Below are 16826 nucleotides of genomic sequence, written 5' to 3' on the forward strand. Positions count from 1 at the left end.
TGAGGTGACCGACTCCGAGGCTCTAGTTCTCCTCGGACCGGACCCGGGAGAGCTGGACGGAGGCCCGGGAGAAGCGGCGCACGCGGCGCGAAGTGGACCTGCCCGCCCGCTCGATCCTCGGCACCGGCAGGTCCAGCGGCCGGCGGCGTCCGTGGAGCAGCCCCAGGACGATCGCCGCGCCGACCGCGATCAGGTGCTCCCGGCCCGCCAGGTTGGGTATCGCGATCGACTCCCACACCATCGACCCGCCGGTCAGCATGAACACGATGGGGGCGCGCCGGACCACGGCGAGGTACGTGAACAGGCCCACCACCGCCGCGGACGGCCCGGTGTCCAGCACCTTGCCGCACTCCGCCGGCAGTCCGAGGCCCCACCAGCCGGGGCCGAGCGCGATCATCAGCCGCACGGTGAGCGTGCCGGCCAGCGTGGTGGCATAGGCGACGACCAGCGTGCGGGCCCGGCCGAGGGTGAGTTCGGCCAGGGCGAAGGCGAGGAACAGCTGGGTGATGCCCGCCCACACCGGCAGGTCGAGCGCCGGAACGTACAGCGACACCGGGGTGCGCAGCAGGGCCAGCCACAGGGGCAGGTCGGCCTTGACGCCGCCGAGCTGCCACACGGCCTCCGCGCCGACCGGATGCTGCGCGATGTCGTGGAAGAAGATGACCCCGAACGCGGCCAGAAAAGCCAGGAACAGGCCGGACAGGCCACGCCGCATGAGCTGTCGTACGGGATCCACGACGATGCCGTGCCACTCGCGCCGCAGCGTGCGTCCGAGGTACGACGCCACGCGCGACACCACCACGGACGCCTGCCCACCCACGCCGACTCCCATGAACTCCCCCTCGCAGGGGCTGTTCACTCGGCGCCTCTGCCTTTGCCGCCCGCCATCGTATAGACGTTTGGATCACCCACCAGGTTCAGTGGCCATGCAACGTCATCCCTCAAGGTGCAGGCGAACGATACGTCCCATAACGTGGTAATTGGAGTGTTTCAAGGGTGCTTCCGGGGTGTTCCTCTCCCCCGTCGTGAGGTTCGGCGGCCGGTCCGTCACCACGACCATCACCACACCTCCTGGAGACGTCATGACCACGGTCAGTGCCGCCCACCGCCCTGTCTCGGTCTACGTACTCGCCGCCATCAGACTCTTCAACGGAGCCGCCGGACTGCTGGCGCCCGACCTGCTCATCCGCCGCTTCGACCCCGACCGCGAGCCGCCGAGTCCGGCGGCCGTCTACGCGTTCAGGCTCTTCGGGATCCGTACGGTCCTGCTCGGCATGGATCTGCTGACCCACAGCGGCGAACGGCTGCGCCAGGACCTGAGCGACGGCATCCTCATCCACGGCAGCGACACCTTCACGGCCGCGTCGCTCGGCATCCACGGCCAGGTCCCGCCGCGCACCGCCGTGCTCACCACCTTCATCTCGGCCGTCAACACCGCCCTGGCCGTCACCTCGACCGCCGCGCTGACCCCGTGCCCGAAGGGGAAGCCGGGCAACTGCCCGAAGGGGAAACGGACGTGAGCACCGGCTCCGGTGCCGCTCCGCCCGCCGAGACGGGCTTCGACTACGTCGTCGTCGGCGCGGGCGCGGGAGGCGGACCGCTCGCGGCCAACCTCGCCGCCGCGGGAATGCGCACCCTGCTGCTCGACGCGGGCGGCGCCGAGGAGAACGACACCTACCGCGTGCCCGCCTTCCACGCGGACGCCTCCGAGGATCCCGTCCAGTGCTGGAACTACTTCGTCCGGCACTACGCCGACGAGCGGCAGCAGCTGCGCGACAGCAAACTCGTACCGGACCGGGGCATCCTGTATCCGCGCGCCGGGACGGTCGGCGGCTGCACCGCGCATCACGCGCTGATCACCGTCTATCCGTACAACCGCGACTGGGACGACATCGCGGCGGAGACCGGCGACGCGAGCTGGCACAGCGCGCGGATGCGCGGCTACTTCGAACGGCTGGAGCGCTGCACGTACCGGCCCAGGCCCAAGCGGCCGCCCCGCAACCGGCTGCTCGCCGCACTGCTGACACTGCTGCCCTTCGTGGCGTCCCGGTACCGCAACGACGCCCGGCACGGATACGACGGCTGGCTGCCGACCTCCCTCGCCGACCCCCAACTGGCCGTGCAGGACCCGCAGTTGCTCAAGGTCATCCTCTCCGCCGCCGAGGAGACACTGTCCGGCTTCCTCGACCGGCCGCTCTCCCCGCTGGAAGGGTTCGGCGCCTTCGTCGACCCCAACGACTGGCGGGCGCAGACACAGGCGCCGCAAGGGCTGTGGCAGATCCCGATCTCCACGGCGAACGGCCGACGCAGCGCCGTACGCGAGCGTGTCCAGGAGGTGCGGCGCGACCGCCCTGACCGGCTGGTGGTCCGTACGCACGCGCTCGCGGCCCGCGTGGTGCTGGACGAGGGCGGGGCGGCGACGGGGGTCGACTACCTGGACGCGGCGCACGCCTACCGGGCCGACCCCGAAAGCCCGCCGGTCACCGACCCGCCGGTGCTGCGCAGGGTGCTCGCCTCCCGCGAGGTGATCCTGGCCGCGGGGGCCTTCAACACGCCGCAGCTGCTGATGCTCTCGGGCATCGGACCGCGTGAGGAGCTGCGGCGGCACGGCATCGAGGTCCGGGTGGGCCTGGAGGGCGTGGGCAGGAATCTGCAGGACCGGTACGAGGTCGGCGTGGTCAGCCGGATGAACAGCGCGTTCCCGGTCATCGGGGACTGCGCCTTCCACGCGCCCGAGCCGGGGGCCGAACCGGACCGCTGCTACCGCGCCTGGCAGCGCGGCGAGGGCCTGTACACGACGAACGGCGCCGTCCTCGGCATCACCCGCAAGTCCCGCCCGGACCTGGACGCCCCCGACCTGTTCATCTTCGGCGGCCCCTTCGACTTCCGGGGGTACCGCCCCGGCTACTCCCTCGACCTGACGCGCCACAAGGACCGGTTCACCTGGGCCGTCCTCAAGAGCCGTACCCACAACACCGGCGGCCGGGTGCTGCTGCGGTCCACCGACCCGCGTGACACCCCGCTGGTCACCTTCCACTACTTCACCGAGGGGACGGACAAGGACGGTCTGGACCTCGAAGCGATGGCCGACGCCGTGGAGTTCGTGCGCGGGATGAACCGCAGGGCCGGTGCGGTGATCCGCGAGGAGCTGTGGCCCGGCGACGCGGCCGTCGGCCGCGACGGCATCCGCCGGTTCGTCCAGGACGAGGCCTGGGGCCACCACGCCTCGTGCACCTGCCGGATGGGACGCCCGGACGACCCCTCGGCCGTGGTCGACAGCCGGTTCCGGGTGCGCGGAGTGGACCGGCTGCGGATCGTCGACGCCTCGGTCTTCCCCCGGATTCCCGGCTTCTTCGTCGCCGCCCCCATCTACATGATCAGTGAGAAGGCGAGCGACGTGATCCTCGGCGACGCGGCCCGCGCCTGAACGGCACCGCCGCGCCGCCCTCCCCGCGCAACGACCAGGCCCCCCAAGGAGGAGCGCGATGAGCACGAACCGACGCGCCGCGGGAACTTCCCCGGCCGGATACCGCACCTCACTACCCTGGCGGATCATCACCGAGGCCGCCGAGTACGTCGACCGCCGCATCGGCTGGGACAAACTGCCCGTCATCGCGGGTCTGCTGACGCTCCTCGGGCTGCGGGTCAGGCTCCGGCAGAAGAACCTCCACGACACCAGCCGGCTGCCGGCCGTCGACGAGCCCGAGCCCGCGCCCCCGAGCGCGAGCCACAAGGTCAACCGGACCGCCGACGGCAGCCACAACGACCTGGGCGAGCCGCGTATGGGCATGGCGGGCACCCGCTTCGGCCGCAACATCCCGCTGGAGTCGATCGTCCCGGCCGGGCCGCGGGAGGTCCTGTCCGAGCCGAACCCGCGCCGGGTCAGCCGCGAGCTGCTGACCCGGGACGAACTGGTCCCCGCCGAATCGGTCAACTCCCTCGTCGCCGCCTGGCTCCAGTTCATGATCCGCGACTGGTTCAGCCACGGCACGAGCCCCGCGGACCGGCCCTGGGAGGTTCCCCTCCTGGAGGACGACCCCTGGCCGGAACACCCCATGAAGATCATGCGGCTCCCGGACGACCCGACCCGCGACCCGCACGCACCCGCCGGCACCCCCGACACCCGTGTGAACGTGTCCTCGCACTGGTGGGACGCGTCCCAGATCTACGGCAAGAACGAGGCCGAGCAGCGCCAGATGCGCACCGGCCGGGCGGGCAAGCTGCACCTGTGGGACGACGAGCAGTCCCCCATCCCCTCCGACCCGTCCCAGGACCCCTCGCAGGTTCCCGGCTTCTGGCTGGGCCTCGCCATGATGCACGACCTGTTCACCCGGGAGCACAACGCGATCTGCGACCACCTGCACGCCGCGTACCCCTCCTGGGACGACGAGGAGTTGTTCCAGCGCGCCCGGCTCGTGAACGCCGCCCTGCTCGCCAAGATCCACACGGTGGAGTGGACCCCGGCCGTGATCAGCCACCCCACGACCGTCAAGGCGCTGCGCGCCAACTGGTGGGGCATCGCGGGCGAACGGGTCCACAACCTGTTCGGCCGGATCAGCGGCAGCGAGGTCATCAGCGGGATCCCGGGCGGCGAGACGGACCACTACGGCGTCCCGTACGCCCTCACGGAGGAGTTCGTGGCGGTCTACCGGATGCATCCGCTCATCCGCGACGACTGGCATCTGCGCGCCGTCGCCGACGACAGCACCCTGCGCCAGTGCACCCTGCGCGACATCTCCGGCCCGGGAGCGCTGAAGTTCCTGGAGACCAACAAGATGGCCGACCTGCTCTACAGCTTCGGCACGCTCCACCCCGGGCTGGTCACCCTGCACAACTTCCCCAAGTTCCTCCAGGAGTTCGAGCGTCCCGACGGTCACTTCCAGGACCTGGCCGCCACCGACATCCTGCGCACCCGGGAGCTGGGCGTCCCCCGCTACAACGAGTTCCGGCGGCTGCTGCGGCTGAAGCCCGCGGAGAACTTCCTGGAGCTGACGGAGAACCGGGCGTGGGCCGAGCAGATCCAGTGGCTCTACGACGGCGACATCGAGAAGGTCGACCTGATGGTCGGGCTGTACGCGGAGAAGCTGCCGCGGGGATTCGCCTTCAGCGACACGGCGTTCCGCATCTTCATCCTGATGGCCTCGCGCCGGCTGAACAGCGACCGCTTCTTCACCGAGTACTACACGCCCGAGGTGTACTCCAAGGCCGGACTGGCCTGGATCGACGACAACAGCATGGTGAGCGTGCTGCTGCGTCACCACCCGGAGCTGCGCACGGCCCTGTCCGGGCTGACCAACGCCTTCGTGCCCTGGCACTCCGCCGCGGGGAAGTGAGCCGAGATGTGCAGCGAGGAGCGGCGGCGGCAGCTCGCGGCGGCCGCGGCACGGTACCGCGAGTCCAGCGACGAGCGGGGAGCCGTCGAGCGGCAGCAGGACGCCGGGGTGGCCTTCCCGGACTCGGAACAGGCGCTCGCGGCGCGCGCAACGCGGCTGCTGGAGCGGCACGCGGTGCCCGCCGCCATGGTGGTGGAGGCCGTCCGCGCGGAGCCGCTGGCCGCGCCGGCCGCGTACGAGCGCATCCTCGGGGTGTCGAAGGAGTTGCAGGCGTGGAGCTTCCTGCCGCGCGGCGCCCGTGCGGCCCGTACCGTGGCCCGGATCTCGGTCCGGGAGAACGGCCGCGAACTCCCGCTCGGAACCGGCTTCCTGGTCTCGCCCGGGCTGCTGATGACCAACCATCACGTGCTCACGGACGCGGAGGCGGCCGGGCGGTGCTTCGTGGAGTTCGACGCCCAGGTCACCGTCGACAACACCCCGCAGGCGCCGATCCGCCTGGAGCTCGATCCGGACGGCTTCTTCGTGGCGGACCAGCGGCTGGACTTCGCCCTGGTGCTGGTCGCCGCCGGTCCGGGCACCGGGCCGCCGGGCCAGACGTTCGGCTGGAACCGGCTGAGCGTCCAGCCGGGCAAGCTGGTCATCGGTGAGCCGGTCAACGTCATCGGGCATCCGATGGGGCGCCTGAAGGAGATCGCCGTCCGCGACAACATGCTCCAGGTGCGGCTCGACGACTTCCTGCAGTACAAGACGGACACCGAGCCCGGGAATTCGGGCTCCCCGGTCTTCAACGACCAGTGGGAGGTCGTCGCCCTCCACCACAGCGGGGTGCCGAAGACCGACGAGCGGGGTCAAGTCCTGCGCCGGGACGGTCAGGTGTGGCAGCCCGGCGACGGGGACGACGCCATCGACTGGGTGTCCAACGAGGGCGTCCGCGTCAGCTCCATCCTGCGGCACCTCGCCGCGCTGCCCCTCACCGAGCGGGAGCGGGACCTGCTGACGGAGATGGGGCCGGAGTCGGGGCTGGGCGGTGCCGCGGTCGCCGCGGTCGCCGCCGTGACTCCCCCGGCACCCGGACCCCTCGCGGCGGCCGAGGCGGCCGTCCCGCACACGGGACTGCGGGCCCGGGACGGCGCGTTCGGCGGCAAGCGGCATCTCGTCTTCCTGCACGGCCGCTCCCAGGAGGGCAAGGACCCCGAGAAGCTCCGCCGCGAATGGGCGGCCGGACTCAACCAGGGGCTCGTCCGCGCCGGCCTCGCTCCGGTGGACCCCGCCGACACCTGGTTCCCCTACTACGGTGACCGGCTGGCCCAGGCCCTCTCCGCGCACGAGGCCGTCCCCCGGCTCGTCGAGGCGACGAGCCTCACGGCCGAGGCGGAGGCGGCCGCGCCCGTCTCACCGACCACCCGCGCGGTGTACGAGGAGATCGTCGGCGAGGCCGCCGCCCGGTGGGACATCCCGCAGGCCGTCCCCGGGGGCGATCGGCCGGCCGCCGAGCGGATCGGCCTCGGCGACGTGGTCGGGACCCTGCAGCGGCAGCTGAGCTGGCTGGCCGGGCGGAGCGACCTCGACGCGTGGACCATCGCCCTGGTCTTCCGCGACGTGGCCGCCTACCTCGACGACCCGGGCACCCGTGACACGGTCCTGGACTGCGTGCTCGACACGATGCCGGACGAGGGAGAGCTGATCCTCGTCAGCCACAGCCTCGGCACGGTCGTCGGCATGGACCTCATCACCCGGCTGTCCCCCGGCGTGCGCCCCATCCACCTCACCACGGCAGGCAGCCCGCTCGGACTGGACAGCGTCTACAACCGGCTGCTCTCCGGCGGGCCGAAGCGGCCCGAGGCGGTGACGGACTGGCTCAACGCCTGGTCCCCGGCCGATGCCGTGGCCATCGGTTGCCCGCTGGCCGACGACTGGGCGGACGGTCCGACCGACCTCGCCGTCCTCAACGCCCGCGACCGGGCCCACAGCATCGTGGAGTACCTCTCGCACGCCGAGGTCGCGGAGGTGATCGGCCGTCATCTCGGTCCCGGATGACCGACGTCCTGCCGGGACGACCGGGCAACGGGCTCCGACGGGCCATGCGGGTGACGGCGGGCGAGCGGTCCCGCCGGTCGCGATCACCCGCCGTTAGGCTGGCGCCGCCACACAGGCCCCCATCTCCACCCCGATCCCCACGGAGGGCAGGACGGCCGGGATCCACCGCGAACGCGTCATCAGAACGCTGACGTTCTGGCTGCGTCCGGACTTCGCGTTGCGTGTCGTCAGCCGGTTCCAGAAGATCGTGGGCTTCGACCGCTCGATGGCTCTGGCCTCCAGCGCGCTGACCGCGCTGATCCCGCTCGCGATCGTCATGGGCTCCGTCCTGGACGCCTTCGGGGAGGAGGACATCGCCAAGCGGATCATCAACCATTACGGCCTGACCGGAGCGGGCGCCGAATCGGTCACGTCCCTCTTCGGCCCCACCGGCAACAGCGACGCGAGCACGGGCTACTTCGGGGTCGTGTTCCTGACCATCTCCGCGCTGAGCTTCGCCCGTGCCAGTCAACGGCTGTTCGAGCAGACGTGGGAACTGAAGCCGCTGAGCGTGCGCAACACGCGCAACGGCCTGGGGTGGATCCTCACGCTGGGTGTCTACCTGGTGGTCTCCGGGTGGCTGAACGCGTTTCTGGGCGCCCACCGGCTGGGACTGGTGGCCGTCATCTGCGAGGTGCCGGTGACCGGCGCGTTCCTCGTGTGGACCGGCCGGCTCCTGTCCGCCGGGCGGATCACCTGGGCGGGCCTGCTGCCGTTCGGCGTCACGGCGTCCGTGCTCGCGGGGCTCTACTCGGTGGGCGCGTCCGTCTACCTGCCGCATCTGTTCAACACCTACGCCGCGCGCTACGGCTCGGTCGGCGCCGTCTTCGCGATGATCTCGGCCCTCTTCGGCGCCATGCTGCTCCTCGTCGGCTCGGCGGCACTCGGCCGGGAGGTACGGGACGAACTCGTCCGGATCAGCCGGGGCGAGCGCCCTTCCGAGCGCGAGATCCGCCGCCAGTGGGACGGCGTGGTCGAACAGACCCGCTCACGCTGGCGGACCGCCAAGGAACAGATGCCGCACCGCCGCCCCAAGAACTCGGACGAGCCATGAGCCGGCGGCCGTACGTTTCGGCCGGGTCGGCTAGGGACGCAGCTCGTCGAAGCTGATGTTCAGGTGTCGCGGGCCGCGCAGGACCGCGTTCTGGCGGTAGGGCGGCGGATCCTCGTCCAGGCGGGGGTTGCCGAGCCTGCGGGCCAGTTCGGTCAGGGCGATCTGGGCCTCCAGCCGGGCCAGGGGCGCGCCGAAGCAACTGTGGATGCCGCTGCCGAAGCCGAGGTGCTGGATGTCCTCGCGGTCCGGGTCGAACCGGTCGGGGTCGGTGAAGCGCTCCGGGTCCCGGTTGCCCGCGGCGAGCACGAGCCAGATCCGCGAGCCCTTCGGGATGGTGACGCCACGCAGTTCGATATCGGCGATGCAGGTGCGCTGGGGCACGAGCTGCACCGGCGGCTCGTACCGCAGGAGTTCCTCCACGATCTTGACGGACAGGCCCGGGTCGTCGCGCAGCCGCTGCAGGACGTCCGGGTGGCGCAGCAGGGTGAGCATGCCGTTGGTGATCAGGTTGACGGTCGTCTCGTGGCCCGCGATGAGCAGCAGCACCGAGGTGGACAGGACCTCCATCATCGTCATGGCCCCGTCCGGGCCCTGACTGGTCACCAGGTCGGACAGCAGGTCGTCCCGCGGTTCCTTGGCGCGCTGGTCGACCAGCCCGGACAGGTACATGCCGAGCTGCATCCGCGCTTCCTGCGCGCTCTTGGCGAACTCGGAATCGACGCCCTGCTGGGTCTCCGGATCCAGTCCGGCCACGATGGGGTCGACCCAGGCGCGAAAGCGCGGCTCGTCCTCGCGCGGCACCCCGAGCAGCCGGCAGATGACGGTCACCGGGAAGGGGTAGGCGAACTGGTCGACCAGGTCGATCTGCCGCGCGTCGCCGAAGCCGTCGATCAGTTCGGTGACGATCCGGTGGAGTTCGCCGCGCATCCCGTCGATGCGGCGCGGCCGGTGCGGCGGGCCGAAGGCCTGGTTGGCGATCCGCCGCAGCCGGTCGTGCTCCGGCGGGTCGAGCCGGATGAACGACGGCGGCAGCCCCGTCTGTTCCGGCCCGTTCGCCGTGTCGGCGCCCGCGGCGGCGAGGTTGGCGGCGTCGGAGCTGATCCGCGGGTCGTGGAGCAGGCTCTCGATGTCCCAGTAGGAACTGATGACGTACGGACCGCCCTCCTCGTCGAGCAGCACCGGTGTCTTGCGGAGCTCCTCGTACAGCGGATACGGGTTGGCGCGATTGGCGAAGGCGGTGATCTGCCGCAGGAGCGAGGCTTGCGTCATGAGCGGTCCTTGGGGCGTGGTGTGTCGAGGAGCCGGGCAGCCGTCAGTGCCGGCCCGGGGTGAAGACCAGCTGCCGGTCGGCCGGCGAGTATCCGCTGAGGGTCACGGTCGGGCCGTGCGTCGGCAGGGACGGGTCCGGGAAGTCGGCGGGCAGTGGCTGCCGGTTCTCCGGGCGGCGGTCGACCGTCGGGAACTCCACCGGGAAGGGCGCGCCCCGCTCGATCTGCCGCTGGTAGAACTCAAGCCACCGCGTGTTGTCGAAGCTCACGGCGGCGATGATCCGGCCCTGGAAGCCGTACACGCCGACGAACCGGCGCTCGGCCAGCGAGCCCTGCGTGATCATGATCTGCTCGCCCATCGGCGGGACACCGACCGACTTGATGTTCACGCCGAACTGTGACGACCAGAAGGCGGGCACCCACAGGTGCGGGCGCCGCTCGGAGCTGGGACTGATCATGTTGTGGGCGGCGGTCTCGGCCTGCGCGACGGCGTTGCCCCAGTGTTCGAGGGACAGGAACTGGTAGCCGAACAGCGCGTGCGGGGACCGGGCCACGTCGCCCGCGACGAAGATGTCGTCGGTGACGATGCCCCGGAAGTCGAAGGCCCGGCAGCCCGCGTCACAGGCGATGCCCCGGGGGCCCGCGCCGAGCCCGGACCCGTTCAGCCACTCGGTGTTGCGCATCGAGCCGAGCGAGACCACCACGAGGTCCGTCTCGACGACACTCTCGTCGGAGAGGTGGGCGGCGCGCACCCGGCCCACCGAGTCGCCCTCCAGCGCGGTGACCATGACGCCGGTGCGCAGGTCCACCCCGTTCTCGGTGTGCATGTCCGCGGACACCGCGCCCACGACCCCGCCGAGCGCGCCCACCAGGGGGGCGCCGGCGCGTTCCGCCACCGTGACGGCGATGCCCATCTCCCGGCAGGCCGAGGCGAGTTCACAGCCGGAGAAGCCGGCGCCGATGATGAACACCCGGCGCGGCCCGGCCTTCAGCCGCCGGTACAGGGCGGCCGCGTCGTCCCGGGTCCGCAGCAGGTGGACGCCGTCCAGCCGGGCCTCCGCCTCCCTCGGCCAGGGGCGGGCGCGTGTGCCGGTGGCGATCAGCAGTCGGTCGTACTCGACCTCGTCCCCGTCGGCCAGCCGGACCCGCCTGGCCGCCATGTCGAGACCGGTCGCCGCGACGCCGAGGCGCCACTTCGCGTCGATCTCGCGGCGCCGGGGCAGCTCGGTGTGGAGCGCGGACGCCTTGCCGAGCATGACCGCCTTCGACAGCGGCGGCCGGTCGTAGGGTTCGTACGGCTCGTCGCCGACCATGGTGAGCGAGCCGGTGAAACCCTCGGCGCGCAGCGTCTCGGCGGCGCGCAGGCCCGCCAGGGACGCGCCCACGATGACGATCCGGCCCTCCCGCCTGAGCCGGTCCAGGTAGTCAGCTGCCATCGGACGGCTCCTGAGCGGTGCCGGCGGGCGCGGCTCCGGAGCCGTCGAGTCCGTCGGCGGTGATCGCCTGGACGGGACAGGCGGCGACGGCGCGCGCCAGTCTCTCCCGCTGCTCCTCCTCGACCCGTGGGTCGTAGACGAGCGATTCCTCGCCGTGCATGGCGAAGACGTCCGGCGCGAGGAACGCGCACTGCGCGTAGCCCTGGCATTTGTTGAGATCGACGACAAGCCTCATCGACGCTCCGCCCTTTGTGCGGCCAGGTCCGGAGCACACCGCCGGGCGGGCGGGCGCCTCCGGACGGCGGTCATCTCCCACCTGCCAGCATGGAATCCGGGGCGGGGGCGGCGCTCGTCGGGACGCTCCGGTCGAGTGACGGTCCGGGGGAACCGACGCGGGCCCGCCCGCGTGCGCCGGGGTTCACCCCGCCGCCGCGGCCCTCGACCGGTTCCGCCCGTTCTCCACGAAGATGTGTGTGCCCAACACCAGCGTCCAGGCCGGGAACACCAGCTCGGACCACGGGACGCTCGGCGCGACGAAGAGCAGGATCACGGCGGTCAGGAAGCCCAGCAGGGTGAGCCAGCGCGGCAGGACGCCGAGGCGGTGCCCGATCACCGACATCGAGCAGGTGAAGACCGCCGCCATCCGCATCGCGTACCCGATCATCAGGGTGTACGCGAAGTGACGGCCGAAGTTCCAGGCGGCGAGCGCCGGGGAGCTCCCGGGCGGGTAGGCGACGGCGAGCACGCCCCAGGCCGCCGCCGCGGCCCCGAACATCGTGGCGGTGAAGACCAACCCGCTGCCGAGGAGGACGGTGGCGAGGAACTTGTCCTCGGCCTCCCCGACATGGGCCCGTACGGCGCCGACGAACCACAGGAAGAAGATGCCCGCGAACGGCACGAGCCTCAGGGCCGCCTGAACCACCCCGCGCCGCGTCGAGTCCTCGAAGCCCTGGGCGGTGACCGCGTCGGCGCCCTGCGGAATGCCCAGCCGCATCAGCACGATGGCCGCCGCGAGCAGCAGCCCGAACACGATCCCCGCCAGCCCGGCGGCCCGCGGGGTCTCCAGCGCCTTCTGCCCCGGCCCCGCTGCCGGCCTCTGCCCCGGCCCCGTTGTCCGCATGCCCGGCTCACTTCCTGTCCGGCGACCCCGCCTCCAGCAAGCAGCCTCCGCGCGACGGCCGCAACTACGACGCCGCGATCGGGCTAGCCGGGCCCCCGTTCACCTACGTCCGGCGGGGGGCTGGGCGACGGAAGGGCCGCCCCGGTGCGGAGTGGGGACGTAGTGGGCGGGCGGCTCGGGCAGTGCGTCGACACAGCCTTGCGAGCAGGCGTTGACCAGGAGCGGCAGTACGTCGGTGGCGACGGTCAGCGAGATCCAGACCTGGTGAACGCCGGATGCGGGCACGGGTCCGGCGCAGACGCTGCAGGCGTGGACCGCCTCGACGCCCCAGGTCCCCGGGTCGAGGTCACCGAGGTCGAGGTCCGCCGTCCGGGGGGTCGGCGCCCCGAGCGGGGGGAACTGGGGGCGCAGCTTGAAGTTGCCGTAGAGCCAGCGGGTGCTGACCGTGCTGCGCCGCAGGTTCGGGCAGCGGGTCAGTTCGTACGGGAACCAGTGCAGTCGGCTCGATGTGTACGGGGTGAACTCCTCCAGGCTCTGCATCGCGCCGATCTCCGGCGGGATGCGGACCAGGTTGCTGCCGTACAGGACCAGGTGCCGCACCGCCTTGAGCTTGGCGATGCTCGCCGGCAGCGTGATGATCCGGCGCCGCTCGTGCGCGGGGAGTTCGGCCAGCGGCCTGAACTCCTCGCGACCGTCGGCCGCCGCCTCCTCGATCAGCTCCAGGAGGTGCAGCCAGCCCGGTGCCGTCGTGTCCTGCCGCTCGGCGTGAAAGCGCACGCTCGGCTGCGGTGCCCCGCGGTGCCGCTCGAAGCACTGGCACAGGTCCTTGCTCGGCTCCGCACCACCCGGGCCCGCCGCGTCGGCCCACCGATTCGGAAAGACTCGCGCTTCTCCGTCCCCATTCATGGCGCTCAAGCTACTACCACCGGTCGAACAGGCCTGCGACGAGGGCGAGTTGCGGGTCCCCGTTCAGCCTCGGCGGCGGCCGAGCTCGTCCACGTCGGTGGTCATGTCCTGGGTGCCGATCACCGAGAGGAGCTCCAGTTGGGCGGCGCCCTCGGTGCCGGGGGGCGCGGAGAACCACAGGAGGCGCTGCCGGCCGTCCTCGCTGAGCAGGCTGTGGCAGTCCACCTCGATGACGCCCAGGGCGGGATGGACGATCCGCTTGTGGTCGGCGCGGCGTACGGCGACGTCGCGGGTCTCCCACAGGGCCGCGAACTCCTCGCTGTGCCGGCGCAGCGCGGCCACCATGCGGGTCACCTCCGGGTCCTGGCCGCGCCGCGCGGCGACCGCCTGGAGGTCGGCGACGAAGACCCGGGAGTGATGGGGGTGGTCCTTGAGCGGGTACAGCTTCCGGGCGTCGGGTTCGGTGAACCAGCGGTACACGAAGCTCGCCGCGGGTCCCTTGACCGCACGGCGCGGACCGAGGAGCGCCACGGCGAGCGGATTCTGGGCCAGTGTCTCGTGCAGGTCGGAGATGACCTGGGCGGGCGTGGTGGTGAGCCGGTCCAGCAGGCCGAGCAGGGCCGGCTGGGCGTGCGCGGACGGGCCGTACGACGCGGGGGGCAGCGGGCGGTCGGCGAGCCGGAAGAGGTGGTCGCGTTCGTCGCCGTTCAGCCGCAGCGCGCGGGCGAGGGCGGCCAGCACCTGGGCCGAGGGCTGGGCGCCGCGACCGCGTTCCAGCTCGGTGTAGTAGTCCGCGGACAGGCCCGCCAGCTGGGCGACCTCCTCGCGCCGCAGTCCGGGCACCCGGCGGCGGGGGCCGACGGGCAGGCCGACGTCGGCCGGGCGGACCCGGTCGCGGCGGGTCTTCAGGAAGGCGGCGAGCTCCGAATGGTTCACCCCACCATGGTCACTCGTGCCGGCGGCCCGAACCAGGGGTCGGCAACCCCAGGGTGAAGGCAGCCGTGGTTCCCGCGGGAACCACGGCCCAGGGTGGAGGGGCGGGCAGGACGCCGAGGCGTCCGCCCGCCGCCCCGGCCGATCCGTCGTGGCGCCCGTACGGCACTTTCCGCAGGAGTCCGCATGTCCACCCAGGAATCCTCCCCTCACGAGTCCACATCTCAGGAGTCCACGGTTCAGGAGTCCGCCACCCGGTCCGCGGCCTCGGTCCCCGGCACCGACCGGCCCCGGGTCGCGATCGTCACCGGCGGCTCGCGCGGCATCGGCCGCGAGACGGTGAGCCGGCTGGCCGCCGACGGTTTCGCCGTCGTGGTCGGGTACGCCGGCAACCGCCACCTCGCCGACGCCGCCGTCAAGGAGGTCACCGCGGCCGGCGGCCGGGCCGTCGCCGTGCAGGCGGACGTGGCCGACGAGGAGCAGGTGGCCGCGCTGTTCGCGACGGCCGAGTCCGAGTTCGGCGGGGTCGACGTGGTCGTGCACGCGGCCGGCCGCATGTATCTGGCCCCGATCGCCGAACTGGACCTGGCACAGCTCGACGCGATGCACCGCACCAACATCCGCGGCTCCTTCGTGGTCGCCCAGCAGGCCGCCCGCAGGATCAGGCGGGGCGGAGCGTTCGTCGCGTTCTCCACGTCCGTGGTGGGTCTGGCCCCGCCCACGTACGGCGCCTACAGCGCGAGCAAAGGCGCGGTCGAGGCACTCACCATGATCCTCGCGCGCGAGCTGCGCGGACGGGACGTCACCGTCAACGCCGTGGCCCCCGGCCCCACCGCCACCGACCTGTTCCTCGACGGCAAGGACGAGGCGACGATCGCCCGGCTGGCCGCCCAGCCGCCGCTGGAGCGCCTCGGCGAGCCCGCCGACATCGCCGAGTTGGTGGCCTTCCTCGCCTCACCGGCCGGTCACTGGGTCAACGGCCAGGTCGTCCGCGCCAACGGCGGCATCGTCTGACGGCCGCGGTGCTCCCCGGAACCGGCACGGCCCCCGCCGTACGTTCCGCACATCCCCTACATCCCGTACATCCCGTACATGCTGAGGATTCCATGCCATCCGACACCCCGAGAACCATCCTGGTGACCGGCGCCTCCAGCGGCTTCGGCGCGCTGACCGTCCGCGCGCTCGCCCGCGCCGGGCACACGGTCTACGCGGGCATCCGGCAGACGGCCACCCGCAACGCGCCCGCGGTGGCCGAGCTGAGCCGCTTCGCCACCGACCACACCGTGCGCCTGCACGCCGTCGAACTCGACGTCACCGACCAGGAGTCCGCCGACCGTGCCGTCGCCCGGATCATGGCGGCCGAAGGCCGGCTGGACGTGGTCGTCCACAACGCGGGGCACATGGTCACCGGCCCCGCCGAGGCCTTCACCCCCGAGCAACTGGCCCAGCTGTACGACGTCAACGTCCTGGGCGCCCAGCGGGTCAACCGCGCCGCGCTGCCCCGGCTGCGGGCGCGGGGCGAGGGCCTGTTGGTGTGGATCGGCAGTTCCAGCACCCGCGGCGGCTGCCCGCCGTTCCTGGGACCGTACTTCGCCGCGAAGGCCGCGATGGACGCCCTGGCGGTCAGTTACGCCGCCGAGGTGCTCCGGTTCGGCATCGACACCGCGATCGTCGTGCCGGGCGCCTTCACCTCCGGCACCCACCATTTCCTGCACGCCGGCGCGCCCGCCGACACCGAGCGGGCCGCCGCCTACGACGAGCGCTACGGCCCCCTGCTGGCCGGCCTCGACCGGAGACTGGCGGCGCTCGTCCCGCCGGACGCCGACGCCGCGCAGGTCGCCGAGGCCGTCGTACGACTGGTGGCCCGGCCCGCCGGCACCCGGCCGCTGCGCACCCATGTCGACCCCGCCCGCGACGGCAGCGAGGTCGTCTCCGCGGTCGCCGACCGCGTCCGCGCCGAGTTCTTCCGCCGCGCCGGACTGGACGACCTGCTCACCGCCGCCAGTTCCCTGTAAGCCCGTCTCCCCTGTCATCACCTGTTCCAGAAGGAGAACCACCATGCCGTTCGCCAACTTCAAGGTCCCCGCGGGAAGTCTCGACGAGAAGCAGAAGGAGCGGATCGTCGAGCGCACCACCGAGCTGTACGTCGAGATCTACGGCGAGCGGGCCCGCGCCACCACCCTGGTCCTCGTCGAGGAGGTCACGGACGGCGGCTGGGGCATCGGCGGCAACGTGCTGACCCTGGCCATGATCCAGGGCTCCCCCGACGACTGAGCACTCGTACGTCCGTGCTAAGACTCTGGGCCATGGAGATCGAGCCGGTCACCCTGACCACTCCACGGCCCGTGCGACGCCCGACGCTCGTCCAGGGCTGGCACGAACTCACCTTCCTGCACTGGCCGGTGGAGCCGGAGCGGGTGGCCGGTCTGCTTCCGCCCGGTACCCGCCCCGACACCCTGGACGGGGTCACGTACGTCGGACTGGTCCCGTTCCTGATGCGGGGCGTCGGCCTGGGGCCGGGGCCGGGACTGCCGTATCTGGGCACCTTCTGCGAGACGAACGTGCGCCTGTACTCGGTGGACGAGCACGGGCGGCGCGGCGTCGTGTTCCGGTCCCTGGACGCGGCGCGGCTCCTGCCGGTGCTGGTGGGCCGGCTCGGCGTGCGGCTGCCGTACCGGTGGTCGGCGATGCGCCTGCGGC

General features: G+C 72.1%; 16 protein-coding genes. 9 read left to right on the forward strand and 7 right to left on the reverse strand.

Annotated elements, in window-relative coordinates; genetic code table 11:
* Positions 1–22 precede the first annotated feature (22 nt).
* Positions 23–832, reverse strand: a complete 810-nt coding sequence (locus IPZ69_RS34145; protein ID WP_235458553.1) for a hypothetical protein — start codon at positions 830–832, stop codon at positions 23–25.
* Positions 833–1082: 250 nt separating this feature from the next.
* On the opposite strand from IPZ69_RS34145, the gene IPZ69_RS34150 reads away from it, so the two are divergent.
* From IPZ69_RS34150 to IPZ69_RS34170, 5 genes are all read left to right on the forward strand, one after another.
* Positions 1083–1520: a hypothetical protein gene (locus IPZ69_RS34150; RefSeq protein ID WP_235458554.1), complete on the forward strand. Its 438-nt coding sequence runs from the start codon at positions 1083–1085 to the stop codon at positions 1518–1520.
* Entirely contained in the window at positions 1517–3427 is a 1911-nt protein-coding gene (locus IPZ69_RS34155; RefSeq protein WP_235458555.1) for a GMC family oxidoreductase, read from the forward strand. The genes IPZ69_RS34150 and IPZ69_RS34155 overlap by 4 nt, the downstream gene beginning before the upstream one ends.
* Positions 3428–3485: 58 nt before the next feature.
* Positions 3486–5333: a peroxidase family protein gene (locus tag IPZ69_RS34160; RefSeq protein WP_235458556.1), complete on the forward strand. Its 1848-nt coding sequence runs from the start codon at positions 3486–3488 to the stop codon at positions 5331–5333.
* A 6-nt stretch (positions 5334–5339) separates the two neighbouring features.
* The gene (locus tag IPZ69_RS34165) at positions 5340–7370 is read left to right on the forward strand and encodes a trypsin-like serine peptidase (RefSeq protein WP_235458557.1); all 2031 of its coding nucleotides are present in this window, start codon (positions 5340–5342) and stop codon (positions 7368–7370) included.
* 217 nt (positions 7371–7587) lie between these two features.
* On the forward strand, positions 7588–8463 hold the full coding sequence (locus IPZ69_RS34170; protein ID WP_235458558.1) for a YhjD/YihY/BrkB family envelope integrity protein: 876 nt from the start codon (positions 7588–7590) through the stop codon (positions 8461–8463).
* 30 nt (positions 8464–8493) lie between these two features.
* On the opposite strand, the gene IPZ69_RS34175 is transcribed toward IPZ69_RS34170, so the two are convergent.
* The 6 genes from IPZ69_RS34175 to IPZ69_RS34200 form a co-directional block, all read right to left on the reverse strand.
* A complete protein-coding gene (locus tag IPZ69_RS34175) occupies positions 8494–9732 on the reverse strand; it encodes a cytochrome P450 (protein WP_235458559.1) in 1239 nt (412 codons plus the stop codon).
* A gap of 43 nt (positions 9733–9775) precedes the next feature.
* Positions 9776–11167 (reverse strand): NAD(P)/FAD-dependent oxidoreductase, encoded by a 1392-nt coding sequence (locus IPZ69_RS34180; RefSeq protein WP_235458560.1) that lies wholly within the window; start codon positions 11165–11167, stop codon positions 9776–9778.
* Positions 11157–11402: a ferredoxin gene (locus tag IPZ69_RS34185; RefSeq protein WP_235458561.1), complete on the reverse strand. Its 246-nt coding sequence runs from the start codon at positions 11400–11402 to the stop codon at positions 11157–11159. Before IPZ69_RS34185 ends, IPZ69_RS34180 begins: the two co-directional genes overlap by 11 nt.
* Before the next feature lie 183 nt (positions 11403–11585).
* Positions 11586–12287 carry a hypothetical protein gene (locus tag IPZ69_RS34190; protein WP_235458562.1) on the reverse strand — a complete coding sequence of 234 codons (702 nt, stop codon included), beginning with the start codon at positions 12285–12287 and terminating at the stop codon, positions 11586–11588.
* Positions 12288–12386: 99 nt separating this feature from the next.
* Positions 12387–13064: a leucine-rich repeat domain-containing protein gene (locus tag IPZ69_RS34195; RefSeq protein WP_235458563.1), complete on the reverse strand. Its 678-nt coding sequence runs from the start codon at positions 13062–13064 to the stop codon at positions 12387–12389.
* A 192-nt stretch (positions 13065–13256) separates the two neighbouring features.
* A complete protein-coding gene (locus IPZ69_RS34200) occupies positions 13257–14129 on the reverse strand; it encodes a helix-turn-helix transcriptional regulator (RefSeq protein ID WP_235458564.1) in 873 nt (290 codons plus the stop codon).
* A 183-nt stretch (positions 14130–14312) separates the two neighbouring features.
* On the opposite strand from IPZ69_RS34200, the gene IPZ69_RS34205 reads away from it, so the two are divergent.
* From IPZ69_RS34205 to IPZ69_RS34220, 4 genes are all read left to right on the forward strand, one after another.
* Positions 14313–15140, forward strand: coding sequence for an SDR family oxidoreductase (locus IPZ69_RS34205; RefSeq protein WP_235458565.1), 828 nt, complete (start codon positions 14313–14315; stop codon positions 15138–15140).
* A 92-nt stretch (positions 15141–15232) separates the two neighbouring features.
* On the forward strand, positions 15233–16141 hold the full coding sequence (locus tag IPZ69_RS34210) for an SDR family oxidoreductase (RefSeq protein ID WP_235458566.1): 909 nt from the start codon (positions 15233–15235) through the stop codon (positions 16139–16141).
* A gap of 43 nt (positions 16142–16184) precedes the next feature.
* A complete protein-coding gene (locus IPZ69_RS34215) occupies positions 16185–16400 on the forward strand; it encodes a tautomerase family protein (RefSeq protein WP_235458567.1) in 216 nt (71 codons plus the stop codon).
* A gap of 32 nt (positions 16401–16432) precedes the next feature.
* On the forward strand, positions 16433–16826 hold a 394-nt coding region (locus tag IPZ69_RS34220; RefSeq protein ID WP_235458568.1), incomplete at its 3' end, for a DUF2071 domain-containing protein.

Origin of the sequence: Streptomyces olivochromogenes (genome assembly GCF_021538895.1) — a bacterium.
GTDB classification, from domain to species: Bacteria; Actinomycetota; Actinomycetes; order Streptomycetales; family Streptomycetaceae; genus Streptomyces; species Streptomyces olivochromogenes_A.

Bases quoted from the DNA above. Each gene is read 5' to 3' on its own strand.
- IPZ69_RS34145 (WP_235458553.1), bottom strand. From the start codon at position 832: ATGGGAGTCGGCGTGGGTGGGCAGGCGTCCGTGGTGGTGTCGCGCGTG.
- IPZ69_RS34150 (WP_235458554.1), top strand. From the start codon at position 1,083: ATGACCACGGTCAGTGCCGCCCACCGCCCTGTCTCGGTCTACGTACTC.
- IPZ69_RS34160 (WP_235458556.1), top strand. From the start codon at position 3,486: ATGAGCACGAACCGACGCGCCGCGGGAACTTCCCCGGCCGGATACCGC.
- IPZ69_RS34165 (WP_235458557.1), top strand. From the start codon at position 5,340: ATGTGCAGCGAGGAGCGGCGGCGGCAGCTCGCGGCGGCCGCGGCACGG.
- IPZ69_RS34175 (WP_235458559.1), bottom strand. From the start codon at position 9,732: ATGACGCAAGCCTCGCTCCTGCGGCAGATCACCGCCTTCGCCAATCGC.
- IPZ69_RS34180 (WP_235458560.1), bottom strand. From the start codon at position 11,167: ATGGCAGCTGACTACCTGGACCGGCTCAGGCGGGAGGGCCGGATCGTC.
- IPZ69_RS34185 (WP_235458561.1), bottom strand. From the start codon at position 11,402: ATGAGGCTTGTCGTCGATCTCAACAAATGCCAGGGCTACGCGCAGTGC.
- IPZ69_RS34190 (WP_235458562.1), bottom strand. From the start codon at position 12,287: ATGCGGACAACGGGGCCGGGGCAGAGGCCGGCAGCGGGGCCGGGGCAG.
- IPZ69_RS34205 (WP_235458565.1), top strand. From the start codon at position 14,313: ATGTCCACCCAGGAATCCTCCCCTCACGAGTCCACATCTCAGGAGTCC.
- IPZ69_RS34210 (WP_235458566.1), top strand. From the start codon at position 15,233: ATGCCATCCGACACCCCGAGAACCATCCTGGTGACCGGCGCCTCCAGC.
- IPZ69_RS34215 (WP_235458567.1), top strand. From the start codon at position 16,185: ATGCCGTTCGCCAACTTCAAGGTCCCCGCGGGAAGTCTCGACGAGAAG.